A 23872-nucleotide genomic window follows, 5' to 3' on the forward strand; every position below is an offset into this window, starting at 1 on the left:
GGAGCAATCATGTCTACATCCCCTTCCCTGCGCATGTCCGATCTCACCTTCGCGTGGCCGAGCGGCGATCCGGTTTTCGACGGACTCGACGCTGTGTTCTCCTCCGGCAGAACAGGACTCGTCGGATCGAACGGGGCCGGTAAGTCCACCCTGCTGAAGATCGTCACAGGCCAGTACACACCGACCCGCGGTTCGGCCACCATCGACGGAGTCGTCGGCTACCTTCCGCAGGACATCGCCCTGCACACCGATCGCCGGGTCGACGACATCCTCGGCCTTCGTGCTCTCCGAGAAGCGTTGCATCGCATCGAATCCGGTGACGGATCCGAGAACGACTTCGGTGTGGTCGGCAACCGCTGGGACGCCGAGGACCAGGCCGTCGCACTGCTCGGGCAACTCGGTCTTGGCCACATCGTTTCTGTCCGAACCGATCTGGACCGTGTCATCGGAACCCTGTCGGGTGGGGAATCGATGCTGTTGGCTCTGACCGCACAGTTGCTGGCGGAGCCGGACGTACTGCTGCTCGACGAGCCGACGAACAACTTGGATCTGCACGCTCGCGCCCGGCTCTACCAGGCTGTTCAGTCGTTCGACGGCGTCTTGGTGGTGACGAGTCACGACGTCGAACTCCTCGATCTCATGGACTCCACGGCCGAGCTGAGGGCCGACCGATCCGGGCCGACTCGGCTGCGGATGTTCGGCGGCAACTACTCGCACTATCGATCGGTGATCGATGCCGAGCAGGAGGCTGCTCGGGCCGCACTGCACGATGCCAAGAACGACGTTCGCAAACAGGAACGCGAATTGGTCGAGGCCAGAACGAAGATCGATCGACGGGCGCGGTACGGCAAGAAGATGTACGAGCAGAAGCGCGAGCCCAAGATCGTCATGGGCGCGCGTAAACGGGCAGCTCAGGTTTCGGCGGGCAAACTACGCAACAACCACATCGAGAAGGTCGACGACGCTCAGGAGGTACTTGCCGCTGCCGAGGAACGGCTCCGTGACGACAAGGAGATTCGCGTCGACCTTCCCGACACGGAAGTGTTTGCCGGACAGCAGATCACGGCGGTCGACGAACTCGCCATCGTCGGTCCGGAGCGGATCGCGTTGATCGGGCCGAACGGCAGCGGGAAGACCACCCTGCTGCGTGCGATCGACAAGGCGGGACCATCGGTACCGTGGCGGTACCTGCCGCAACGCCTCGATGTGTTCGACGAATCACGAACGGTGGCAGAGAATGTCGCCGATGTGGCCGTTCACGCCAGCAACGAGCAGATCCGCGCCCAACTCGCGAGATTCCTGTTCCGCGGCAGCGACGCGGACGCCGTGGTGTCGACGTTGTCGGGCGGGGAGCGCCTGCGGGCGGCGATCGCCCGAATCCTGCTTGCCGACCCTGCACCGAAACTGCTCATGCTCGACGAACCGACGAACAATCTGGACCTCGCCAGCAAGAAGCATCTGACCGAGGCGCTGGCGAGCTACCGGGGCGCACTCGTCGTCGTCAGCCATGATCTGCCGTTCCTACGAGACCTCCAGCCGACGAGATGGGTGGAGTTGTGCCGAGACGAGGAGACCGATTTGCCGGAGTCACTGTAGGTTCGAGCGATGACCGTAGCGGGAATCGTCGGCCGACTGCCCGGAGTAGTCACTGCCCGCGGTTACCGCCGCGAGTGGCTGCGCAGCGACATCACGGCAGGCCTGGTACTGACAGCTCTTCTCATTCCAGCCGGAATGGGATACGCGCAGGCAGCAGGGTTGCCCGCGTACGCCGGGTTGTACGCCACGATCGTTCCGCTGCTCGCGTACGCGGTCGTCGGTCCGTCGAAGATTCTGGTCCTGGGGCCGGATTCGTCGCTGGCGCCACTCATCGCCGCCGCTGTCATCCCGTTGGCCGTCACCGACGACCCGGCGAGCGCTCTGGCGTTGGCGGGGATCCTCGGCGTGCTCGTCGGCGTGATTTTGATCGCGGGTGGCTATCTTCGGCTCGGGTTCGTCACCCAGCTGCTGTCGAAACCCATCAGGCTCGGTTATCTGAACGCGATAGCGCTCATCGTCATCGTCGGCCAGCTGCCGAAGGTCCTGGGGTTCTCCGTGGATGCAGACGGTGTGACGGGGCAGTTCGCGGAGATCGTCCGTTCCGTTCTGGGCGGCGACATCGACCCGGTCGCCGCTGCTGTCGGACTCGGATGTCTCCTCGTCATTCCCGCTTTCCGACGGTGGATCCCGCGCATTCCCGGCGTTCTCGTTGCGGTCGTCGGCGCGATGGTCGCAGCCGCAGTTCTCGATCTCACCGATCGATTGTCGATGGTCGGCGAGCTACCCCGCGGACTGCCTCTCCCCTCGTTCGGAGGGGTCGACTGGGGTGACGTCGTGTCGCTGATCGGGCCCGCCGCCGCGATAGCCCTGCTGGCGTTCGCCGACACGGGCGTTCTGTCCCGCACTTTCGCGGCCCGACACGGCGAAGAGGTGAACGGCAGCACCGAGATGAAAGCCATCGGCGTGGCCAACGTCGCCGGGGGTTTGTTCGGCGGATTCCCGATCTCGGCGAGTGGATCTCGAACACCGGTCGCCGAACAGAACGGTGCTCGAACTCAACTGACCGGCGTCGTGGGAGCCCTTGCGGTCCTCGCGTTCGTCCTCGCCGCACCCGGGGTCACCGCCTACCTCCCCGACGCGGCGCTCGGTGCCGTCGTGATCGTGGCCGCGACGTCGTTGATCGACGTGTCCGGTCTCGTACGGATGTGGCACATGAGCCGGGTCGAATTCGGGCTGGCGGCAGCCGCTTTCCTCGGCGTCGCCCTCGTCGGGGTGCTGCAGGGAATACTCGTCGCGATCGCCCTGTCGTTCTTCGCCGTCGTCGCGCGCGCCTGGCAGCCGTACCGCACCGAGCTGGTCCGAACGTCGGACCGCCCTGGCTTCCACGACATCGACCGGCATCCCGACGGTGAACGGATCCCGGGTCTGCTTCTCGTCCGATTCGACGCGCCGCTCTTCTTCGCCAACGGTGACATCTTCGACCAGTACATTCGCACTGCCGTCGCAGATGCTCCGGTCCCGGTGGAATGGGTGGTCGTGGCCGCCGAACCCATCACCGGGCTCGACACCACAGCCGTCGACGAACTCGTCGAGCTCGATCAATTCCTGGAGGACAAGGGAATTCGCCTTGCCTTCGCCGAGATGAAAGGCCCGATCAAGGATCGGCTCATCCGTTTCGGCGTGGGCAGCAGATTCGACGGGTCCAGATTCCACTACACCGTCGAAGCCGCCGTCGATGCCTTCCATCGCCGCTGAACTACTCCCGCGATCTGCGCGCGAACAGGCGATCACCCCATTCCGACAGGGGATCGAGAAGTGAGTTGAGCTCGCTCCCGTCCGTGCTGAGCCGGTAGTCGACGCGCAACGGAAACCCGTCGGCTGCGGTGCGCACCACGAGACCGTCACGAACGAGCTCGCGCAATTGGTCGGCAAGCACCTTCTCGGAAATCCCACCGATCTGTGTGCGCAGCTCCGCGAAACGACGATCACCCTCCGCGAGCCGCCACAGGATCGTCGGCTTCCACTTCGACCCGATCAAGCCGAAGACCACGTTCACTCCACATGGATTCGGATCGTTCACGACGCACCCCTCCCGCGGCTGTACTTACTTCATTGTGCGTACTCGACGGCAGCGCTGCACCAGGGAATCATTCCGATCATGACCAAGTCGACAGCAATTCTGGGCCTCGGCGCGATGGGTGAAGCAATCACACGTGCAGCGGCGGCCAAAGGACATCATCTTCGCGCATGGAACCGAACCCCGAGGACGATCGATGGAATCGACGTCGAGATGTCGGCAACGGTGGAGGACTCCACGCGAAATGCCGACATCGTCGTCGTGTGCGTGCGAAACCACGAGATCAGCCGAACCGTCATCGATCGCATTCCAGCAACGAACACCAGCGGAGTGTTGATCAACTTCTCGACAGGTACTCCCACCGACACCGTCGACTCGGCTGCGCTGGCCGCTGCCCGAGGAGTCCGGTACGTGACCGGCGCGATGATGGTGCCGACTTCGATGGTGGGAACCGAACACTGCTCGGCGCTCTACGCCGGCGCGGAGGAGGACTTTACCGCCGCACAGCCGATCCTCGACGCACTGGGAGGAAGCAGCGACATCGTCGGGAACGATCATTCGACGCCACCGGCGCTCGATCTCGCGATGCTCGACATCTACTTCTCCGGCATGTACGCCTACTTGCACGCAGCTGCATTGGCCGCAGCTCACGGTGTCGAGCCTGCAGCGTTTCTGCCCTATGCCCGGGGGATCGTCGACACTCTCGGCGGTTCCCTGCCCGCGTCGACGACGTCGCTTCGACACCGTCGGTACGACCAGGGCGACGCCCGGCTGGACATGTGCTTGTCGTTCCTGACGCACATCGTCGAATCGAGTCACCAAGCGGGAATCGACCCCGGTCTGGCGGAACACGTCAGAGCAGCGTCCGCACGGGCTTTGGACCATTGGCCCGCTGCCACGGATTGGGATGTGGTGGCAGAGAAGTTCCTGGGCGAATCCCGCTCCCGACCACGTATGGCCGATACAGGACAATGATGCGGTGGACTTCGCTACCAACCCCGCCGACGGAACCCGCATCGCCTTCCAGGTCGTGGGATCAGGACCACCGTTGCTGCTGGTGCACGGCAGCCTGCTGACGCACACGATCTGGCGAACCTTCGGATACGTCAAGGCACTTCGACCCAGCCGGACGTTGATCCTCGTCGACATGCGCGGCCACGGGCGAAGCGACAAGCCGCACGAGATCGAGGCGTACACGATGGACTCCATCGTCGGCGACCTCGTGGCAGTCCTCGACGCGGTAGGCGTCCCCAGCGCTGATTACTGGGGCTACTCCTACGGCGCCCGAGCCGGCCTGACCCTGGCAGCGCGCGCACCCGAGAGGGTGACCAAGCTGATCTCCGGCGGCGGTTCTCACGGACCGCAGAAAGGCGCCTTCGACCGGCTGTTCTTCCCCGGTTGCGCCGACGTCCTCGCCGACCGAGGAATGGACGGATTCATCGAGGAGTGGAACAAGCACCGGCTGTTCCCCGTCGACGCCGCTACACGTGCTGTGTTCTCCGCCAACGACTCCGACGCCATGGCGGCCTACTTCCGGGCATCCGACGCAGAACCCGGACTGTCCGACGCCGACCTGCGCGGCCTGAAGATCCCGTCACTGTTCTACGTCGGATCCCAGGACACCACGCGACTCGACGACACCGCATCCGCAGCCGCACTCGTGAAGAACTCCGAACTGCACACCATCCGCGGATTCGACCACTCGACCACCCCCGCCGCAAGCGCCGAAGTCCTCGTCGTCGTCGAACCGTTCCTGAAGCATTAGCGTCGTACCCGCTTTTCGGACACCCGGTTTTCAGGACCGAATGTGCCGTTCGGTCACTTGAAGTGACCGAACGCCACGTTCGGTCCGGAAAAGACACGGTCAGAGGTACAGATCCCGCTTACGGACGAGGGCTGTGGCGATGACGCTGATGACGGAGGTTCCGACGAGGAACGTGCAGGCCAGCCAGGGTGATCCGCTGCCTGCTGCGATGAGGGCGGTCAGGATCAACGGTGTGACGCCCGAGGCGTAGATGCCGGAGAACTGGTAGACGATGGACAGTCCGGTGTAGCGGATTTCCGTCGGGTAGAGGCTTGCGTACAGCGTTCCTTGTGCGCCGTAGAACAGGGCGTGGACGAATCCGAAGACCAGGACGAGGCCGAGGCCGAACAGCCACAGGCTTCCGGTATCGAAGAGGGCGAACACCGGGAACACTGCCGCTCCGTAGAGTGCGATGCCGATGACGTAGATCCTCTTGGCGCCGTATCGGTCGACGAGCAGTCCGGACAGCGGGAGCAGCAGTGCCATGACGACGGCTGCGACGGTGACGACGAGCAGCACCGGAACCTTCTCGAAATCCAGTTGTGTCGTTGCGTAGGTGATGGCGAAGACACCCCACGTGTTGAAGGCAGCGCCTTCACCCCACCGCGAGAGAAGACCGAGCACGGTTCCTCGAATGGACTTGCGCGCGAACACCTCACGGACCGGTGCCGACGAGCGTTGCTTCAGGTCGGTGACTTCCTGGAACGCCGGTGTCTCTTCCACTTTCAGGCGTACCACGAGGCCGACTGCCACGAGCACCAAGCTGAGCAGGAACGCGATGCGCCATCCGTAGGCGAGGAAGGCGGCGTCGTCGAACACCGTTTGCAGAAGCGCGAACACCGCTGTGCCGAGCGCCAAGCCGAGTGCCAGTCCGATCTGCGGGATGCTTCCGAACAGGCCGCGCTTCTTCGCCGGACTGTGCTCGACGGCGAGCAGTACGGCGCCGGCCCATTCGCCACCGAGTGCGAAGCCCTGGAGTATCCGAAGAAGGAGCAGAAGGATCGGTGCGAGTACGCCGATCTGTTCGGTCGTCGGCAACGCGCCCATCAGTGCCGTGGCGATGCCCATGATGAACATCGTCAGAGCGAGCGTCTTCTTCCGGCCGATCCGGTCGCCGAAGTGCCCGAACACGACGCCGCCGATGGGTCTGACGACGAATCCGACGGCGAAGGTCGCGAACGACAGCATCGTGCCGACGAACGAGCTCTGATCGGGAAAGAAGAGTCGGTTGAACACCAGGCTTGCGGCGGTGGCGTAGAGGAAGAAGTCGTACCATTCGACTGTCGTTCCGAGGAGGCTCGCCGCGACGACGGTGCGGAGTCGTTTGCGTCTGGCCGGGTCCGATTCGGCCGGTGCGGCCTCGGCGAATGCAGTCATGTGGAGCCAGAGTAAGCCTGCCTCGACAGCAGGTCATGGATTCGAATCAGCCTGATTGCAACCCTGGACACCGTCTGTGGACGTTGCCAGAATCGGACAACATGCCTCTACGCTTCCATTGGTTCCTGCCCACGTACGGCGACTCCCGCAATCTGATGGCGGGCGGACATGGATCGTCGATGTCCGGAGATCGACCCGCGACGCTGAAGTATCTCAACCAGATCGGCGCCGCAGCGGAGAGCAACGGATTCGAGGCGGTCCTGACGCCAACGGGTGCGTGGTGCGAGGACGCGTGGTTGACGACGGCGATGATGATCGACACCACCGAAACCCTCAAGTTCCTTGTCGCCCTACGGCCAGGTCTGCTCAGTCCGACGTTGGCCGCTCAGATGGCCGCGACGTTCCAGTGGCAGTCCGGCGGACGTCTCCTGCTGAACGTCGTCACCGGTGGCGAGGACCACGAGCAGCGACGGTTCGGCGATTTTCTGGACAAGAACCAGCGCTACGAGCGCTGCGGTGAATTCCTCGACGTCACCCGTCGCCTCTGGGCGAACGACGGGCCGGTGTCCTTCGACGGCAAATACATCAAGGTGGAAGAAGCTGCGCTGCAGCGTCATCCGGATCCGGTGCCGCCGATCTTCTTCGGTGGTTCGTCGCCGGCCGCGGGAACGGTGGCGTCGCAGTTCGCGGACACCTACCTGACGTGGGGGGAACCAGCAGCGGCGGTCGCATCGAAGATCGCGTGGATCAGGGACCTTGCGGAGGTGCAGGGCCGCACCCTCGATTACGGCATTCGGCTGCACGTCATCTCACGAGACACGTCCGAGCAGGCGTGGGCAGAGGCGGACCGCCTGCTCGGTGCCCTCGATCCCAAGACCATCGAAGCGGCGCAGGAAAGCCTGTCCCGCTCGGTGTCCGAGGGCCAGCGTCGTATGCGTGAACTGCACGGCGGCGGCACCGCGTACACGGCAGGCGCCGACGCCCGCTCACTGGAGATCGCGCCCAATCTGTGGACGGGAGTCGGCCTGGTCCGCGGAGGGGCGGGCACAGCCTTGGTGGGCTCACACGAGGAAGTGGCCGATCGCATCGCCGAGTACGCGTCGATCGGGCTCGATCACTTCGTTCTCTCCGGTTACCCGCACCTCGAAGAGGCCTACCACTTCGGTGAAGGCGTGCGGCCGATCCTCGAGAAGCGCGGTCTCACACGGGCCCGTGACTCGAGAAATGTTTCGGTCGGAACACCTTTCATGTGATGCTCCAATGAGCATCACATGCGGATGGTGTCGTCTCGATACTCCCCGGACAGGACTTCACCGGAGTTCTCGCGGGCTCGAAGCTCGACGCGTCGAATCTTGCCGGAGATGGTCTTCGGAAGCTCGAAGAACTCGATTCGACGCACCCGCAGGTACGGCGCCAGATGTTCGCGGGCGTACTTCAGGATCTCGATTGCTGTGTCCTCGTTCGGTTCCCAGCCGGCGGCGAGGGCAACGTAGGCCTTCGGCACGGCCAGGCGCGTCTCGTCGGGAGCAGGGACGACGGCCGCTTCGGCCACGGCTGGGTGCTCGATGAGCACGCTTTCGAGCTCGAAGGGCGAGACCTTGTAGTCCGACGCCTTGAACACGTCGTCGGTGCGTCCGACGTAGGTGATGTAGCCGCGTTCGTCACGGGATGCCACATCGCCGGTGTGGTAGTACCCGCCGGACATGACTTCGGCGTTGCGAGCCGGGTTGTCCAGGTAGCCGGTCATGAGGTTGAACGGATGCTGCTCGAGGTCCAGGCAGATTTCACCCTCGTCCGCGCGCTCACCGGTCACCGGATCGATGATCACGACGGGCACACCGGGGAGCGGTCGACCCATCGAACCGAACTTCAGCTCCGCGCCCGGCGTGTTCGCCACCAGCGCAGTGGTTTCCGTCTGACCGAAACCGTCACGAATGTTCAGGCCCCACTGCTTCTGCACGTGCGAGATGACCTCCGGGTTCAACGGTTCGCCCGCACCGATGGCCTCACGCAGCGCACCCCGGCCACCGGAAATGTCGGCCTGAATCAGCATGCGCCACACCGTCGGCGGGGCGCAGAACGTCGTCACCTCGGCGCGACGGATCTGCGCGAGCAGAGCCTTGGCGTCGAACCGGGTGTAGTTGTAGACGAAGATCGTCGCCTCGGCGATCCACGGTGCGAAGAAGCAGCTCCACGCGTGCTTGGCCCACCCGGGTGAACTGATGTTGAGGTGGACGTCGCCCGGCCTGACACCGAGAAAGTACATCGTGCTGAGGTGGCCGACGGGGTAGGACACCTGGGTGTGCTCGACCAGTTTCGGCTTACTCGTCGTTCCCGAAGTGAAGTACAGCAGAAGGCGATCGTCGGGGGCTGTCACCGTCTCGAACGGTTGCGCGTCCTGGACGTCGTACGCCGAACGGAAGTCTGTCCAACCGTCGTGCGCACCGACCGACAGCTTCAGATACTCACCCGGCACCTCGTCGAACTTCGGTGCGTCGGCGCGGTTGACGATGACGGCCTTGGCTTTCCCGCGCTGCAGGCGGTCGGTCAGGTCCGCGGAGCCGATCGCCGTGGTCGTCGGCATCAGAACGGCGCCGAGCTTCATGACGGCCAGCATCGACTCCCAGAGCTCGACCTGGTTGCCGAGCATCAGGATCACCGAGTCGCCTCGGCCGATGCCCAGAGATTCCAGCCACCGCGCCACCTGGTCGGAACGCCGCGACATGGCGTCGAACGTGTACTTGCCCTCGGACCCGTCCTCCTCGACGATCCACAGGGCGGTGCCGTCGTTGCCTCGTGCGTACGCGTCGAACCAGTCGATGGCCCAGTTGAACTTCTCACCGAAGGCGGGCCACTGGAAGTTCTCCGTCGCAGCGTCGTAATCGCCGTAGGCATCCAGCAGTACGTCGCGGGCCTGCTTGAACGCGGTGTAGGCCGTTCCGTCCGTCATGATCACTCCCTAGCTGTGGCGCACATCTCACTTACTCTTCACGCTATTGAGTCGAGTGGTGAGCGCGCTACCCCCGAACAGGGGTACGGGGGTAGCCGCTTGGTTCCGGGGGTGCTCAGATCCGCTCACCCGATTCCGGGTGGAACAGGTGAATTGCACCGTCCAGCCGTGTGAGGGCGACGCTTTCGCCGATCTTCGCGGGAGCGCGAACGGCCGAGCGTGCGACGAGGGACACCGGTCCACCGTCGAGTCCCTTGACCTTGGGGTCGTCGAGGTGGGCGTAGACGTACGATTCGCTGCCCAGCTCCTCGATGAGGTCGACCTTGCCCTCGAAACCTTCCCCGCCTCCACGCGTGATCCCGAGCTGCTCGGGCCGAAGCCCGACGGTCACGTTGTCCAGTCCGAGCGAGGCGAGCTTGGTCAGCTCATCGCGTTCGAGAGGCAACAGGAAGTTGCCGATCTGCACTCCGCCGGACCCGATCGGCACCGTCATGAGGTTCATCGCGGGCGAGCCGATGAAGCCGGCGACGAAAGCGTTGACCGGATTGTCGTAGAGGTCGGTGGGCGACGCGAACTGCTGCAGCTTGCCACCGCGCAGCACGGCAACCCGGTCACCCATCGTCATGGCCTCGACCTGATCGTGGGTGACGTACACGGTCGTCGTGCCGAGACGACGCTGCAGGGCCGCGATCTGCGTACGCGTCTGCACGCGCAGTTTGGCGTCGAGGTTGGACAGAGGCTCGTCCATGCAGAACACCTGGGGCTCACGAACGATGGCGCGGCCCATGGCAACTCGCTGACGCTGACCACCGGACAGCTTGCCCGGCTTGCGGTCGAGGTACTCCGTCAGGTCGAGGATCTTGGCGGCCTCCGCGACCTTCGCCTTGCGCTCCTCCAGCGGGACGCCGCGCATCTTGAGCGCGAAGCCCATGTTCTCCCCGACGGTCTTGTTGGGGTAGAGCGCGTAGTTCTGGAAGACCATGGCGATGTCACGGTCCTTGGACGGCACGCCCACCATGTTCTTGCCACCGATCTCGATGGCACCGCCGTCGATCTCCTCGAGCCCGGCGAGCATGCGCAGAGCGGTGGACTTGCCGGAACCGGACGGTCCGACGAGGACGACGAACTCACCGTCCTGGATGTCGAGGTCGAGTGAATCGACGGCGAGCTTGTCGGCACCTTCGTAGACGCAGGATGCCTTCTTGTACGTGATTGCAGCCATTTCAGTGAGCTCCTGTACCTATTTGATGGCGCCGAAGGACAGACCGCGCACGAGCTTGTTCTGCGCGAACCATCCGGCAAGGACGACGGGGAGGGCTGCGAAGGTCGCAGCGGCGGACAGCTGCGCCCAGTACAGGCCCTGTCCGGTGATGAAGCCGACGAGGTAGACCGGAATGGTCTGTGCCTGAACGGCGGTGAGGTTGACGGCGAAGAAGAACTCGTTCCACGAGAAGATGACGCAGATGAGCGACGTCGCGGCGATACCGGGAGACACGAGCGGCAGGATCACCTCACGCACCGAGGTCCACAGCGATGCACCGTCCATGCTGGCGGCCTCGAGCAACTCGCTCGGAACTTCCAGGAAGAACGACCGCATCATCCACACCGCGATGGGGAGATTCATTGCGGTGTAGAGGATCACGAGTGTCCAGATGTTGTCCAGCATGCCGATGTCGCCGACGATGACGTACAACGGAACGATTGCCGCGACCACCGGGAGCATCTTGGTGGAGATGAAGAAGAACAGCACGTCCTTCGTCTTCTTCACCGGCCGCAGCGACAGAGCGAACGCGGCCGGAACACCCAGCAGCAGAACGAGAAGCGTCGAGACCACGGTCGCGAACGCCGAGTTGAGCAGGGTGGTGCCGATACCGCTCTCGAGCACTCCGCGGTACTGATCCAGCGTCGGGGTGAAGAACAGCTTCGGTGGGTCCGAGTAGGCGTCGGCCTCCTGCTTGAAACCGGTCAACACCATCCACAGCACGGGGAAGAAGAACGTGATGCCCGCGACCCAGGCGACGAACGACCAGATGGTGCCCGGGCCCCACTTGCTCTTGCGCTTGATGGCGACACCGTCGGATGTCTGCGGTACTGCTTTCTTGTTCGTGGTAGCGGTACTCATCACGCAGCCTCCTCGTTTCCACTGAAGCTCTTGAAGATCAGTCTCAGCGCCAAGGTGCTGACGATGATGGTGGCCACCACCGTGACCACACCCATGGCCGCGGCCTGCCCGATGTCGAATCCGAGGAAGGCGCGCTGGTAGATGTAGAACGGCAGGTTCGCCGAGGCGACACCCGGGCCGCCCGAGGTCATCATGTACACCGCGTCGAAGGTGTTGACCAGGTAGATCGCACCGAGGACGGCACCGAGTTCGATGAACCGCCGCAGGTGCGGGAGGGTGAGCTCCCGGAACAGCTTGAAGGGCCCTGCGCCGTCGACTCGCGCCGCCTCGGAGATGTCCTTAGGCATCGACTGCAGGCCGGCGAGAATCAGCAGCATCATGAACGGCGTCCACTGCCAGATCAGGTTGGCCATGACGGCCGGCAGCGGGTAGCGAGAGACCCAGTCGATCTGGTCCACGCCGAACGGGCTGAGCACGAAGTTGATCAGGCCGAAGACCGGATCGAACATCGTGGTCTTCCAGATCAGCGCACCGGCGACCGGAGTGATCAGGAACGGTGTGATCAAGAGCGTACGGATCAGGCTGCGGCCGATGAACTTTCGATCCAGCAGCAACGCCAGGAACAGACCGAGGATCACCGAGATGATGACGGTGCCGACGATCATGATCACCGTGTTCAGTGCGACTTCACGAAACTGACTGTCGCGGAACACGTCGACGTAGTTGTTGAGCCAGTTGAACTCTCGCGAACCAGGTCGGACAAGGTTCCACGACTGAGTCGAGTAGTACAGCGTGAACAGGAAGGGGATCTGGGTGACGACGATAGCGAACACCATCGCGGGCAGGAGCGGGCCGCGTCGACGCCACCCCTCGGCCTTGGAGATGGTTCTCGGTCTCGGTACGAACTTCTCGGAATCGGCTTCCGCCGATCGCGTTTCGGTGGTGGTCATCCCTGGCCCTCCTGGTACGTCTTACCGACCACTTCGGCGTACTGCTGCGCTTGTTCGAGCGCGTCCTGGACGCTGATTCGTCCTGCTACTGCTGCACTGATCTGTTGGCTGACACGAGTTCCGAGGTCCTGGAACTCGGGAATGGTCAGGAACTGCACGCCCGTGTACGGGACGGGGTCGACCGTCGGATTGTTGGGGTCCGCACCGTTGATCGAGTCCAACGTCACCTGGCCGTACGCCGCAGACGCTTCCTTGTACTCGGGAATCTCGTAGGTGGACAGGCGGCTTCCGGGCGGAACGCGCTCCCACCCCAGCTCGTTTCCGACCTTGTTCAGGTACTCCTTGCTGGTCATCCACGACACGAACTTCCATGCGTCGTCGGGATTCTCCGAGGTGGTGGGGATTCCGAGCGCCCAGGAGTACAACCAGCCGTTGTCGCCCTTGGCTTCGCTCGGAGCCTTGGCGTATCCGATCTTGCCGACGACGTTGCTGGACGTCGGATCCTCGAGCACAGACACGGCGGAGGTGGCGTCGTACCACATCGCGGTGTTGCCCTGCGAGAGCTGCGTTCCGCACTCGCTGAATCCGCTGGTTGCGGCGCCGGGCTGGCCGTGCTCGCGGACAGTGTCGACGTAGAACTGAACGGCCGCTTCGGTTTCCGGGCTGGTGAGCTGTGCGTTCCAGTCCTCGTCGTACCAGCGTCCACCGAACGAGTTGATGACGGTGTTCAGCGGGGCGAGAACCTCTCCCCAGCCGGGCTTTCCGCGGAGGCAGATTCCCGAGACGTCAGGGCTGTCGAGTTTCGCGGCGGCGTCGGCGACTTCCTGCCACGTCGGCTCCTCCGGCATCGTGATGCCTGCCGCTTCCATCAGATCCTTGCGGTACATCAGGAACGACGACTCACCGTAGAACGGGACGGAGTACATGCTGCCCTCGTAGGACAGTGACTCCTTCAGCGTCGGAATGAAGTCGTCCTCGTCGTAGCCAGGCGTCGCGTCGGCGTACTCGGACAGGTTGGTGAGCCAGCCGTTCTCGGCCCACTGCGGGGTCTCGAAGTTGCTGATCATCACGACGTCGAACTCACCGCCACCGGTGGCGACGGACGCGGTGATCTTGGCACGAGCCTCGTTCTCCGACAGAGACACGAACTTCAGCTTGATACCCGGGTTCTCGGCCTCGAACTCGGGCGCCAACGAGATGGCGTCGGACATCTGCGAGTTCGACACGATGGCGACGGTGATCGTCGTGCCGTCACCGTCACCACCGATCGAACCTGCGCCGGCACAGCCGGACAGCGTCAGGGTCGTCGCGAGCGAGGCCGCGACGACCACCTTGGGTAATAACCTCACTGGGACACACCTTCCGTTGTATGCGCCATCAACCAACGCGCACTTTCGATGTCGGTGACGAGTACGGAGGCGAAGCCACCGCGAAGTGCACCGAGTATTGCCTGGTGTTTCTTCACACCACCGGAGATCAGAATGGCCCGGTCGCACGACCGAATGGCGTCGAGTCCGACGGACACCGTTCGGTCCGGAAGCGAACCGCCCGTCGGGGTCCCGTCGGCATCGAAGAATCGTCCACCGATTTCACCGACGGCGCCGAGACTGCGGAGCTCGTCGATGATCTCCAAGTCGATGAAGCTGCCCTCGAACAGCGTGGTCGACGTGGAAACGGGACCGAGGCCGTACATCATCGCTTCGGCCTCGGTCCCGGCTTGTAGGGCGCGGGATATCACCGAATCCTGCTGCAACGCCGTCACTGTCGCCGGATCGGCGTACAGCGGCGCGTTGAGCCGGACGGGCCGCGCCTGCAGATATTCCGCGCAGCGACCCAGGGTGTATTCCACACCGGTCTGGTAGTCGGCCGAACTCATCGACCCGTCGAGCTGGACCACCTGGGCGCATTTCGCGCCCCTTGACTTCAGCGAGTGTGCGACGGCCACGGTTTCCGGGCCCCACGTGAATCCGAGTGTGTCGGTCGACGCCAACCGTCTGGACAACACCGCGGCCGCGGCACGCCCGAGCGATCCGTACCCCCGGTCGGTGCCGTCGATGACGTCGGGAACGACGAGAGCTTCCGTCAGCCCGAAGGTTCGCTCGAGATCGCGTTCGATATCGGCGTGCACGGTGCCCTGCAACTCGTCGGGCACGTTGATCTCGATGGTGACCAGCCCGAGCGCTCGCGCTTTGGCGACCAGCCGTCCTGCGGTGGGGCGGGAGACCCCGAGCTTGGCGGCAATCTCCGCCTGCGTCGCCCCCTCGACGTGATACATCGACGCCGCACGGAGGGCGAGCCGCAGGTCGTCGGTGGTTTTCGACGAGCGCTGCGGTCCCGGAACCTCGGGGACCGAAATTGTCACGACTCTCCTGCGGACGGTGAGCATATGCTCAGGGTGTGTTCTTCTGCTCACTAAGCTAACATTCAGGTGTGATCTACACAACACCAACCCAAGAGGAGTTTCCGGTGCCACAGTCGATGCAGGTCAGCGTTCTCAGCGGACCCCACGAGATTCGACTGGAGGAGCGACCGGTTCCCACCCCGGCGGCCGACGAGGTTCTGGTCCAGGTCACCGCCGTCGGAGTCTGCGGATCCGACGCGCACTACTACCGGGAAGGCCGAATCGGCGACCATGTCGTGAACGGCCCACTGGTACTCGGACACGAAGCAGCAGGCGTGATCGTCGGAGTCGGTTCCGCAGTGGCCGACACCCGAATCGGCCAGCGCGTCTCGATCGAACCTCAGCGCCCGGATCCGACGAGCGCACAGTCGCGCGCCGGCCGATACAACCTGTGCCCGTCCATGGAGTTCTTCGCGACGCCGCCGATCGACGGCGCCCTCGCCGAGTACGTGTTGATCCAGTCGGTCTTCGCGCACACGATTCCCGACGAGATCTCCGACGAAGCCGCTGCCCTCTTCGAACCGTTGTCGGTCGGCATCGCGTCGGCCCAGAAGGCACGAATCACCGCCGGCTCCAGCGTGTTGATCGCGGGCGCGGGCCCGGTAGGCCTCGTCACCGCACAGGTCGCCCGCGCATTCGGCGCCACGACCGTGATCGTCAGCGACATCGACGCGGCTCGTCGGGTCAACGCATCCACCTTCGGCGCGACGCAGGTTCTCGACCCTGCAACGGACGACGTTCGAGAGTTCGAGGTCGACGCGTTCATCGACGCGTCCGGTGCGGCCCGTGCCGTCGTCGACGGCATTCATGCGGTTCGGCCCGCAGGTACCGTGGTGCTGGTGGGTATGGGTGGATCCGACTACGCGTTGCCGATCTCGTTGATCCAGAACCGCGAACTGGTACTGACCGGAGTGTTCCGCTACGCCAACACTTGGCCCATCGCTCGTGAACTGGTGCTCGGAGGCCTCGTCGATCTCGACGCCATGGTCACCGCACGGTTCGATCTCGCTCACGCCGAGGACGCGTTGAACGCGGACAAGGTCGCTGGAAGCATCAAAGCTGTTGTCATCCCAGGATTCTCGAAGGAGACCGACGTATGAAGCTGAACTCGCGCACTCTCGACGACTTCATCGAGGACGTCGCGGTACCCACCTACGATCGGTCCGAGGTGACGGCCGGGATCGTGCACTTCGGTGTCGGTGGGTTCCACCGCGCCCACCAGGCGATGTACGTCGACCGGCTGCTTCAGCAGGGCGAGGCGTCGGAGTGGGGAATCTGCGGTGTCGGCGTCCTCCCCGGTGACCGGAAGATGAAGGACGTCATGGACGCCCAGGACTGCCTGTACACGCTGGCGCTCAAGCACGCGGACGGCACCTGGGACACCCGAGTCGTCGGATCCATCGTCGAGTACCTCTTCGCACCGGACGATCCCGAGGCCGTGATCGAGAAGATGGCCGCGGAGTCGACGCGTATCGTCTCGCTCACCATCACCGAAGGCGGGTACAACTTCTCCGCGACGACGGGCGAATTCGACGCCGAGAATCCCTCCATCCAGGCCGATCTGAAGGACGGGGCCGTTCCGTCGACGACGTTCGGATTGGTCGTCGCCGCTCTCGCGCGACGCAAGGACCGCGGACTGAAGCCGTTCACCATCATGTCCTGCGACAACATCGAGGGCAACGGGCACATCGCGCAGTCGACGTTCACTGCGTTCGCGCACCTGAAAGATCCCGAGTTGGCGCAGTGGTTGACCGCCGAGGGGGCATTCCCCAACTCGATGGTCGATCGCATCACGCCCGTGACCACTCCCGAAGTGGTGCAGAGCCTTTCGAAGCGTTACGCGCTGGACGATCAGTGGCCTGTCGCGGGCGAGCCGTTCACGCAGTGGGTCCTCGAGGACAAGTTCACGCTCGGTCGCCCTCCGTTCGAGGACGTCGGAGTACAGGTGGTCGAGGACGTCACGCCGTACGAGCTGATGAAGCTGCGACTGTTGAACGCGAGCCATCAGGCACTCGCGTACTTCGGCTACCTCAGCGGCTACCGGTTGGTGCACGAGGTAGCCCAGGACTCACTGTTCTCCGAATTCCTGCTGGCCTACATGAACAACGAAGCAACTCCGACGCTGCAGCCGGTCCCCGGCATCGATCTGGATGACTACAAGAAGACACTGATCGAACGCTTCTCCAACCCGGAGATCCGCGACACCGTCGCGCGGCTGTGCGCGGAATCGTCGGACCGAATTCCCAAGTGGCTGTTGCCCGTCATCCGCAAGAATCTCGAAACGGGCGGAGACATCCGGTTGTCCACTGCCGTCGTCGCCAGTTGGGCGCGCTACGCCGAAGGCGTCGACGAGCAGGGCCAGCCGATCGAGATCGTCGACCAGCTCGCCGACACCCTGATTCCGATTGCCCGGAAGCAGCACGACGATCCCACGGCCTTCATCGCCAACCGCGCAGTCTTCGGCGACCTGATCGACAACGAACGCTTCGTCACCGAATACCGCACGCAGTTGGACTCTCTGCACTCCGAAGGCGCCCGCGCGACCCTGGAACGCCTCCGCCACACGTGAGTGGAGATGTAGGGCAGGGCCTACATCTCCACTCACACAGGGGTTACTTGCCGAACTCCGCCGTTCCGACGGTCCAGGCCTTGGCCTGATCGCTGAGCGTGAAGCCGAGGCCCGGGCGGTCGGAGAGATGCATCCTGCCGTCGCGGGTTTCGAGGTGCTCGTCGAACAGCGGATCGAGCCAGTCGAAGTGCTCCACCCACGTCTGCAACGGGTACACCGCCGCGAGGTGGAGGTGAATCTCCATCGCGAAGTGCGGTGCGAGCTGCAGGTTGTGGTGCTCGGCCAGCGAGGCCAACTTGAGGAACTGCGTGATTCCGCCGATACGCGGGGCGTCGGGCTGAATGATGTCGACCGAACCTGCCTCGATCAAGCGGACGTGCTCTCCGACGCTGGCCAACATCTCACCGGTCGCGATGGACGTGTCGAAGGTGCGCGCGAGCATCGCGTGACCTTCGGCGTCGTAGGCATCGAGCGGTTCTTCGATCCAGACGAGGTCGAACTGTTCGAGAATGCGGCACATACGGTTCGCCGTCGGGCGATCCCATTGCTGATTGGCGTCGACCATGAGCGGGACGTCGTCGCCGAGGTGCTCGCGGACAGCTGTGACGCGGGCGATGTCGGTGCGCCAATCCGGCTGACCCACTTTGAGTTTGATGCCGCCGATTCCGGCCGCGAGGGATGCCGTCGCATTGTCCAGGACTTCTTCGATCGGGGTGTGCAGGAACCCGCCGGAGGTGTTGTACGTCTGCACGGAATCGCGTGTCGCACCGATGAGTTTCGCGAGCGGCAGCTGCGCACGCTTGGCCTTGAGGTCCCAGAGTGCGATGTCCACGGCCGCGATGGCCTGTGTCGCAACGCCGCTGCGCCCGACCGACGCCCCTGCCCACTGCAGCTTGGTCCAGATCTTGGCGATGTCGCTGGGATCCTCGCCGATCAACACCGGTGCGATCTCTTTCGCGTGTGCGAACTGGGCCGGTCCACCGGCACGCTTGGAGTAGCTGAAACCGATTCCTTCGTGGCCCTGCTCGGTTCTGATCTCCGCGAACAGGAACGCGACCTCGGTCATGGCCTTCTGCCTGCCGGTCAGAACCTTGGCATCGCTGATGGGGTTCTTCAGCGGCAGCGTGATCGACTTCAGCGTGACGTGTGCGATCCGGTCGATGGTCGCGTCGCCGGCCGCGAGGGCCTTGATCGCCGCGTCGGGTGCGGTGAGGCCGCTGGTGGGCTTCGAGGTTCTTGTCTCTACGTCGATGGACACTGCGACTGATCTCCCTTGAACGGCTGGTGGTGTACCTCACACGCTAGGGGGTCCATCCATTCAAGTCCAAGACTATTTGTGGATACATCGATACTGGTTCAGCATCGCCGACGCGGGATGGAAATACACCGGACTGCATGCATCTCCATCCCGAAAGCCCGTCAGTCGACGAGGCGTTCGCCGGTCACGGTCGAGAACAGATGCGTCCGCTCCGCCGCATAGGACAAGGTGATCTTCTCGCCCCGACGTGGCGGAATGCGGCCGTCGGCGCGCACGACGATGGGCTGCTTGGCTCCGTTCACGTCGGCCTGGCCGTAGACGTAGGCGTCGGCGCCGAGTTCTTCGACGACGTCGATGGTGACCTCCAGGCCCTCTCCCGTCGTGATCTCCAGATCCTCGGGACGTACGCCGAGCGTGACCGAGCTTTCCCCGATGCTCGCAACAGCCGAGCGTGGGACCGGCACGATCTCCCCGCCGAAGCTGACGCCGCCGTCGACAAGCGGAAGTTCCAGAAGGTTCATCGCGGGCGACCCGATGAACCCGGCGACGAACACGTTGTTCGGGTGCTCGTACATCCGGCGCGGAGTGTCGCATTGCTGCAGCACGCCGTCCTTGAGCACCGCGACGCGGTCGCCCATCGTCATGGCCTCGACCTGGTCGTGGGTGACGTAGACGGTGGTGGTGGCGAGGCGACGCTGGAGCGCGGAGATCTGCGCGCGCGTCTGCACACGCAGCTTGGCATCGAGGTTGGACAGCGGCTCGTCCATGAGGAACACCTGCGGCTTCCGGACGATCGCGCGGCCCATCGCGACACGTTGACGCTGACCGCCGGACAGCGCCTTGGGCTTGCGGTCGAGGAACTTGGTGAGGTCGAGAATCTTGGCCGCATCCTCGACGCGCCGCTTGATCTCGCCCTTGTCCTCACCCGCGATACGCAGGCCGAAGCCCATGTTCTCGCCGACGGTCATGTGCGGGTAGAGCGCGTAGTTCTGGAACACCATCGCGATGTCGCGGTCCTTCGGCTGGAACTCGGTGACGTCGTTGCCGCCGATGGTGATCGCGCCGCGGTCGACGTCCTCGAGCCCCGCGAGCATGCGGAGCGACGTCGACTTTCCGCAGCCGGACGGGCCGACGAGGACGAGGAACTCGCCGTCCTCGATCGCCAGATCGAGCTGATCGACGGCAGGCTTGTCCCCGCCGGGAAAGAACTTGGTGACGTTCTCGAACGCAACTGTTGCCATGTTGGGTGTGCTCCTTCACCGGCAGGAACGTGCCGGACGATCCGAGTGGGAGGTGAACGTAGTGTTCATGTATGTGAACTTGAGTCAAGATGGTGACTTCGTTTCGAACTATGCACTAACGTGATGCGCAGCACAAGACTTTTCGACGGAAACGAGGAAACATGACGACGCTGTTGATCACCGGCGCGGCCGGAAACATGGGCAAGATGCTCCGGCCACTGCTACGTCGCCCGGACCGGACACTGCGGTTGTTCGACATCACCGAGATAACCGATATCGACTACGCCACAGAAGAATTCGTCCAAGGATCGGTCACGGATCGCGACGCCGTATCGCGTGCGGTCGACGGCGTCGACGCCATCCTGCATCTCGGCGGTCTCAGCACCGAGGACTCCTGGGCCAACATCCTCTCGGTCAACGTCGACGGCACCCAGGCGATCTTCGACGCTGCCGTGACCCACGGAGTGACCCGGGTGGTGGCAGCGTCGAGCAATCACGCGGTGGGCTTCTGGACGCACGACGAGGCAGGCGGAAAGCCGTTGCCCGGCGACGTCGGCCCGCGTCCCGACGGCTTCTACGGCTGGTCGAAGGCTGCCGTCGAAGCACTCGGACGGCTGTATCACGATCGTTTCGGAATCGACGTGGTGAATCTGCGCATCGGATCGAGCTTCGAGAAGCCACCGAACTACCGCGGCCTGGCCAGCTGGATGTCGCCGGCCGACACCGCCCGCCTCATCGAAGCTTCACTCTCCGACAGCGCCAAGGGATTCCACACCGTCTGGGGAATCTCGAAGAACTCCCGCGCCTGGTGGTCGGGCGAGCAGGGCGCCGCCATCGGATACGAGCCCCAGGACGACGCCGAGCAGTTCGCCGACGAATTCCTCGCCGACCACGAATGGACCTTCGACGACCCGATCCTCCAGCGCGTCGGTGGTGCCTTCTGCGACCACCCACTGGGCACACGCATGCACTAGTGGGCTGCCCTGTTCGCACCGAACGTGACGTTCGGTCACTTGAAGTGACCGAACGTCACGTTCGGTGCGGCGGGGGTGAGCGGCTAGGAGTAGTCCGCGATGACGGAGCCGAGGGCGTTCAGCTGTGGCTTGTTGACCAGTCCGAGGTGGTAGAGGTGGAGTTCGTTCGCCCCGGCTGCGACGGTGGCGGCGACGTGGGCGCCGGTGTCGTCGAGTTTCTTCGGCGGCAACACGGAGACGTAGGCGCCGACGGCGGTGTTCTCTCCCACCAGGGCTCGGGTGCGCTGCACGACGGAGACGGTTTCGGCGGTTCCGGGCCAGGCCGAGACGAGGACGGCGTCGACGTCGGAGGCGGCGGTGCTGGTCAAGGCAGGCGATGGGCCGGTCTTCCAGGGATCGGGGTGGCCGTGCAGCGTGACGCGGACGTCGGGCGACTCGGTTCGGACGGCGGCGAGTACTGCTCCGCGCAGCCGGTCGGCGTCGGCGTGGCGCACGGTCAACACGGCGTCGGCTTCCACGCCGTCGAGTACGTCCTCGATCGTCGACGACGGCTCCAACGTTCCCGCGGACAATGCGTCGATTCCGTCGCGCAGTTTCGCGACGATCTTGTCCGAGTCGACGCCGTGTTCGGCCCAGGCGGACAGCTCGCGGGGAGTGCAGCTGATCGACATCAGGGTGTCCCCGATTCCGGGGTAGGCCCCGTCGGTCTTCTCGTGCGGCCCGACGTGCGCGATTCCCAGCTGACCTGCGGCTTCGACCGACACGCCGTACACGTCGACACCGCGGATCGCTTCGCTTGCCAGGGTGCGTGCGTACGCGACGATGTCCGGGTGGCCGGGTGCCAGTGCGTACGGGTACCGGTCGCCGAATGCGTTGACGACGGTTGCGCCCGGGTTGGCCTGGCCGATGATCGTGCTGTGGGACAGCACGATCCACGCGTGCACCTTGATTCCGGCTGCCACGAGAAGCGCGGCGGCGTCGCCGAATGCGTCCTCGGAGCCACCCCATGATGCCGTCGGGGCGGCGATCGCAAGGCCGTCCCACGCGTCGCCGCGCACGGGCCGGTACAGAGCCGCGTGGTGGGCGTCGACCACTTTGTGCTGCGGATGCAGGGGGGTGGCTGCGCGGGTCGAGTGGTAGCTCGCGGCGAGCGCGACCTCTCGAACGCCGAGGTCCAGGGCGCGCTGGACGAAGTGCGGGTCGCCCAGCACGTCCCACGGGTAGGCGTGCGCGACGATGCGGTCGACGGTGTGCTCGGACATTCAAACCCCTCAGGATGGATTCAACAGATGGGACGGAGTTCACACATGGGAACACATGACGAGCGCGGCTGTCCACGATCGGACCGTCGAGCAGCGATCCTCCGCGCCCTGGGGTCCACACCCGACCTGCACGAGGGCACTCCCCACGTCGCCTTCGGCCGCACGTGGCACGTCGACACAGCCGCAGACACGGAGAACTCCGGCGTCGACGGCATCGAGTTGACCTGGACGGTCCCCGGGGAGACGGCTCCGACCGAGGCCTGGCTGCTGACGCCTGCGAACCGCACGGACCGTGACCTACCCGCCGTTCTGCTCCTCCACGCGCACGACGGGATCAAGTTCCACGGCAAGGAGAAGGTGGCCGACGGTCCGGACGGACCGATCGCCGCCCTGTCCGACATGCGACGACGCGGGTACGACGGTAGGTCCGTGGCGGCGGGACTCGTCGCCGCCGGCTTTGCCGTCCTCGTGCACGACGTTTTTCCCTGGGGCAGTCGCCGGGTGGCGTGGGAGGACTTTCCCGAGCGAGCGAAGAAGGCAGCCGGCGCATCGGCGCTGGATTCGAGCGCTCGGTACGAGGTCGCGGCTCGTGAGCACGAGCACGGACTGGCGAAGACAGCGGCGTTGACCGGGTCTTCGCTGGCTCGACAGGTTCTCCGGGAAGACCTGGTGGCGCTGGAGGTGCTGCGGGGGATTCCTGGTGTGGATGCGTCGAGAATCGGTGTCGCCGGGTTCTCGGGTGGAGGCGCCAGGGTCGCGCATCTGCTCGCCGCGGCGGAGGTGAAGGCAGCGGTGATCACCGCGATGATGAGCACGTTCGCCGACGTCGCGGACGGTCACGCCGACGACACCACCTGGCTGATGATCACCCCAGGCCTTCCGGCTGTGTGCGATTGGCCGGACGTGGCCGCCTCCGGTTTCCCGACGCCGTTGCTGGTTCAATTCGCCCGGCGTGACAGCCATTTCGGGCCGAAGGGCATGTCCGACGCGGAAGCTGCACTTCAGCACGCGTACGGAGGATCCGACGCCCTCACCACCCAGTGGTTCGAGGGCGGCCACGTGTTCACCTCGGACATGCAGGACGCCGCGGCTGCATGGTTGGGCAGAATGGTATGACCCGTCACGCTTGACACGGCTTGTGACTGCGGTCATAGTAAGTCACAGCAATTCACATAGAAGACGTGAGTTCATATACGTGAACGGATGAGAGCGATCGAGCGACCCACGAACGACGCGCCCGAACCGCTGCGGCTCGCTCGCCCAGCCCCGTCACCCGGAACCCCGTCACCCGGACTTACCTGAACCGTTCCTCTTCACGCCCACCGGAACCCATGCCGCACAGGCCCGTCAC

General features: G+C 64.4%; 20 protein-coding genes. 9 read left to right on the plus strand and 11 right to left on the minus strand.

Annotated features, from left to right (window positions below):
• The first annotated feature begins 33 nt into the window (after positions 1-33).
• A complete protein-coding gene (locus H292_RS0118440) occupies positions 34-1596 on the plus strand; it encodes an ABC-F family ATP-binding cassette domain-containing protein (protein WP_020112345.1) in 1563 nt (520 codons plus the stop codon).
• Between the two features lie 9 nt (positions 1597-1605).
• Complete coding sequence (locus H292_RS0118445) at positions 1606-3291, plus strand: SulP family inorganic anion transporter (protein ID WP_020112346.1); 1686 nt, start codon at positions 1606-1608, stop codon at positions 3289-3291.
• A gap of 1 nt (position 3292) precedes the next feature.
• On the opposite strand, the gene H292_RS0118450 is transcribed toward H292_RS0118445, so the two are convergent.
• Entirely contained in the window at positions 3293-3616 is a 324-nt protein-coding gene (locus tag H292_RS0118450; RefSeq protein ID WP_230594018.1) for a winged helix-turn-helix transcriptional regulator, read from the minus strand.
• A gap of 78 nt (positions 3617-3694) precedes the next feature.
• Between H292_RS0118450 and H292_RS0118455 the strand changes: the two genes are divergently transcribed.
• Both H292_RS0118455 and H292_RS0118460 read left to right on the plus strand, forming a co-directional pair.
• Positions 3695-4588 (plus strand): imine reductase family protein, encoded by an 894-nt coding sequence (locus tag H292_RS0118455; RefSeq protein ID WP_020112347.1) that lies wholly within the window; start codon positions 3695-3697, stop codon positions 4586-4588.
• Between the two features lie 4 nt (positions 4589-4592).
• Positions 4593-5378: an alpha/beta fold hydrolase gene (locus H292_RS0118460; RefSeq protein ID WP_020112348.1), complete on the plus strand. Its 786-nt coding sequence runs from the start codon at positions 4593-4595 to the stop codon at positions 5376-5378.
• A gap of 99 nt (positions 5379-5477) precedes the next feature.
• On the opposite strand, the gene H292_RS0118465 is transcribed toward H292_RS0118460, so the two are convergent.
• Positions 5478-6794, minus strand: a complete 1317-nt coding sequence (locus H292_RS0118465; protein WP_020112349.1) for an MFS transporter — start codon at positions 6792-6794, stop codon at positions 5478-5480.
• Positions 6795-6895: 101 nt separating this feature from the next.
• On the opposite strand from H292_RS0118465, the gene H292_RS0118470 reads away from it, so the two are divergent.
• Positions 6896-8047 (plus strand): LLM class flavin-dependent oxidoreductase, encoded by a 1152-nt coding sequence (locus tag H292_RS0118470; RefSeq protein WP_020112350.1) that lies wholly within the window; start codon positions 6896-6898, stop codon positions 8045-8047.
• A 14-nt stretch (positions 8048-8061) separates the two neighbouring features.
• Here H292_RS0118470 and H292_RS0118475 read toward each other — a convergent pair whose 3' ends face one another.
• The 6 genes from H292_RS0118475 to H292_RS0118500 all read right to left on the minus strand — a co-directional run bounded on the left by H292_RS0118475 (position 8062) and on the right by H292_RS0118500 (position 15202).
• Positions 8062-9744, minus strand: a complete 1683-nt coding sequence (locus H292_RS0118475; protein WP_196806183.1) for an AMP-binding protein — start codon at positions 9742-9744, stop codon at positions 8062-8064.
• 115 nt (positions 9745-9859) lie between these two features.
• On the minus strand, positions 9860-10966 hold the full coding sequence (locus tag H292_RS0118480; protein ID WP_020112352.1) for an ABC transporter ATP-binding protein: 1107 nt from the start codon (positions 10964-10966) through the stop codon (positions 9860-9862).
• An 18-nt stretch (positions 10967-10984) separates the two neighbouring features.
• Entirely contained in the window at positions 10985-11866 is an 882-nt protein-coding gene (locus H292_RS0118485; protein WP_019667814.1) for a carbohydrate ABC transporter permease, read from the minus strand.
• Positions 11866-12816 carry a carbohydrate ABC transporter permease gene (locus H292_RS0118490; RefSeq protein WP_019667813.1) on the minus strand — a complete coding sequence of 317 codons (951 nt, stop codon included), beginning with the start codon at positions 12814-12816 and terminating at the stop codon, positions 11866-11868. Before H292_RS0118490 ends, H292_RS0118485 begins: the two co-directional genes overlap by 1 nt.
• A complete protein-coding gene (locus tag H292_RS0118495) occupies positions 12813-14165 on the minus strand; it encodes an ABC transporter substrate-binding protein (RefSeq protein WP_442978571.1) in 1353 nt (450 codons plus the stop codon). The genes H292_RS0118490 and H292_RS0118495 overlap by 4 nt, the downstream gene beginning before the upstream one ends.
• Positions 14162-15202, minus strand: a complete 1041-nt coding sequence (locus H292_RS0118500; RefSeq protein WP_080738078.1) for a sugar-binding transcriptional regulator — start codon at positions 15200-15202, stop codon at positions 14162-14164. The genes H292_RS0118495 and H292_RS0118500 overlap by 4 nt, the downstream gene beginning before the upstream one ends.
• 92 nt (positions 15203-15294) lie before the next feature.
• On the opposite strand from H292_RS0118500, the gene H292_RS0118505 reads away from it, so the two are divergent.
• A complete protein-coding gene (locus H292_RS0118505) occupies positions 15295-16317 on the plus strand; it encodes an NAD(P)-dependent alcohol dehydrogenase (protein WP_020112355.1) in 1023 nt (340 codons plus the stop codon).
• Positions 16314-17786 (plus strand): mannitol dehydrogenase family protein, encoded by a 1473-nt coding sequence (locus tag H292_RS0118510; protein WP_020112356.1) that lies wholly within the window; start codon positions 16314-16316, stop codon positions 17784-17786. The genes H292_RS0118505 and H292_RS0118510 overlap by 4 nt, the downstream gene beginning before the upstream one ends.
• A 43-nt stretch (positions 17787-17829) precedes the next feature.
• On the opposite strand, the gene H292_RS0118515 is transcribed toward H292_RS0118510, so the two are convergent.
• Positions 17830-19044 carry an L-talarate/galactarate dehydratase gene (locus H292_RS0118515; protein WP_020112357.1) on the minus strand — a complete coding sequence of 405 codons (1215 nt, stop codon included), beginning with the start codon at positions 19042-19044 and terminating at the stop codon, positions 17830-17832.
• A 161-nt stretch (positions 19045-19205) separates the two neighbouring features.
• A complete protein-coding gene (locus tag H292_RS0118520; RefSeq protein WP_019667807.1) occupies positions 19206-20285 on the minus strand; it encodes an ABC transporter ATP-binding protein in 1080 nt (359 codons plus the stop codon).
• 161 nt (positions 20286-20446) lie between these two features.
• On the opposite strand from H292_RS0118520, the gene H292_RS0118525 reads away from it, so the two are divergent.
• A complete protein-coding gene (locus tag H292_RS0118525; RefSeq protein ID WP_020112358.1) occupies positions 20447-21259 on the plus strand; it encodes an NAD-dependent epimerase/dehydratase family protein in 813 nt (270 codons plus the stop codon).
• An 83-nt stretch (positions 21260-21342) separates the two neighbouring features.
• Here the strand turns inward: H292_RS0118525 and H292_RS0118530 are convergent, their stop codons facing one another.
• Entirely contained in the window at positions 21343-22521 is a 1179-nt protein-coding gene (locus tag H292_RS0118530) for a hypothetical protein (RefSeq protein WP_020112359.1), read from the minus strand.
• A gap of 45 nt (positions 22522-22566) precedes the next feature.
• On the opposite strand from H292_RS0118530, the gene H292_RS0118535 reads away from it, so the two are divergent.
• Positions 22567-23637 (plus strand): dienelactone hydrolase family protein, encoded by a 1071-nt coding sequence (locus H292_RS0118535; RefSeq protein WP_020112360.1) that lies wholly within the window; start codon positions 22567-22569, stop codon positions 23635-23637.
• Positions 23638-23872: the final 235 nt, after the last annotated feature.

Source organism: Rhodococcus sp. 114MFTsu3.1, from assembly GCF_000383555.1.
GTDB lineage: Bacteria > Actinomycetota > Actinomycetes > Mycobacteriales > Mycobacteriaceae > Rhodococcoides > Rhodococcoides fascians_E.

What these genes read in the sequence shown, in the direction of transcription:
- H292_RS0118440 (WP_020112345.1), top strand. Translation starts at nt 34, where the DNA reads ATGTCCGATCTCACCTTCGCGTGGCCGAGCGGCGATCCGGTTTTCGAC.
- H292_RS0118445 (WP_020112346.1), top strand. Translation starts at nt 1,606, where the DNA reads ATGACCGTAGCGGGAATCGTCGGCCGACTGCCCGGAGTAGTCACTGCC.
- H292_RS0118455 (WP_020112347.1), top strand. Translation starts at nt 3,695, where the DNA reads ATGACCAAGTCGACAGCAATTCTGGGCCTCGGCGCGATGGGTGAAGCA.
- H292_RS0118465 (WP_020112349.1), bottom strand. Translation starts at nt 6,794, where the DNA reads ATGACTGCATTCGCCGAGGCCGCACCGGCCGAATCGGACCCGGCCAGA.
- H292_RS0118470 (WP_020112350.1), top strand. Translation starts at nt 6,896, where the DNA reads ATGCCTCTACGCTTCCATTGGTTCCTGCCCACGTACGGCGACTCCCGC.
- H292_RS0118475 (WP_196806183.1), bottom strand. Translation starts at nt 9,744, where the DNA reads ATGACGGACGGAACGGCCTACACCGCGTTCAAGCAGGCCCGCGACGTA.
- H292_RS0118480 (WP_020112352.1), bottom strand. Translation starts at nt 10,966, where the DNA reads ATGGCTGCAATCACGTACAAGAAGGCATCCTGCGTCTACGAAGGTGCC.
- H292_RS0118485 (WP_019667814.1), bottom strand. Translation starts at nt 11,866, where the DNA reads ATGAGTACCGCTACCACGAACAAGAAAGCAGTACCGCAGACATCCGAC.
- H292_RS0118490 (WP_019667813.1), bottom strand. Translation starts at nt 12,816, where the DNA reads ATGACCACCACCGAAACGCGATCGGCGGAAGCCGATTCCGAGAAGTTC.
- H292_RS0118500 (WP_080738078.1), bottom strand. Translation starts at nt 15,202, where the DNA reads ATGCTCACCGTCCGCAGGAGAGTCGTGACAATTTCGGTCCCCGAGGTT.
- H292_RS0118505 (WP_020112355.1), top strand. Translation starts at nt 15,295, where the DNA reads ATGCAGGTCAGCGTTCTCAGCGGACCCCACGAGATTCGACTGGAGGAG.
- H292_RS0118510 (WP_020112356.1), top strand. Translation starts at nt 16,314, where the DNA reads ATGAAGCTGAACTCGCGCACTCTCGACGACTTCATCGAGGACGTCGCG.
- H292_RS0118520 (WP_019667807.1), bottom strand. Translation starts at nt 20,285, where the DNA reads ATGGCAACAGTTGCGTTCGAGAACGTCACCAAGTTCTTTCCCGGCGGG.
- H292_RS0118525 (WP_020112358.1), top strand. Translation starts at nt 20,447, where the DNA reads ATGACGACGCTGTTGATCACCGGCGCGGCCGGAAACATGGGCAAGATG.
- H292_RS0118530 (WP_020112359.1), bottom strand. Translation starts at nt 22,521, where the DNA reads ATGTCCGAGCACACCGTCGACCGCATCGTCGCGCACGCCTACCCGTGG.
- H292_RS0118535 (WP_020112360.1), top strand. Translation starts at nt 22,567, where the DNA reads ATGGGAACACATGACGAGCGCGGCTGTCCACGATCGGACCGTCGAGCA.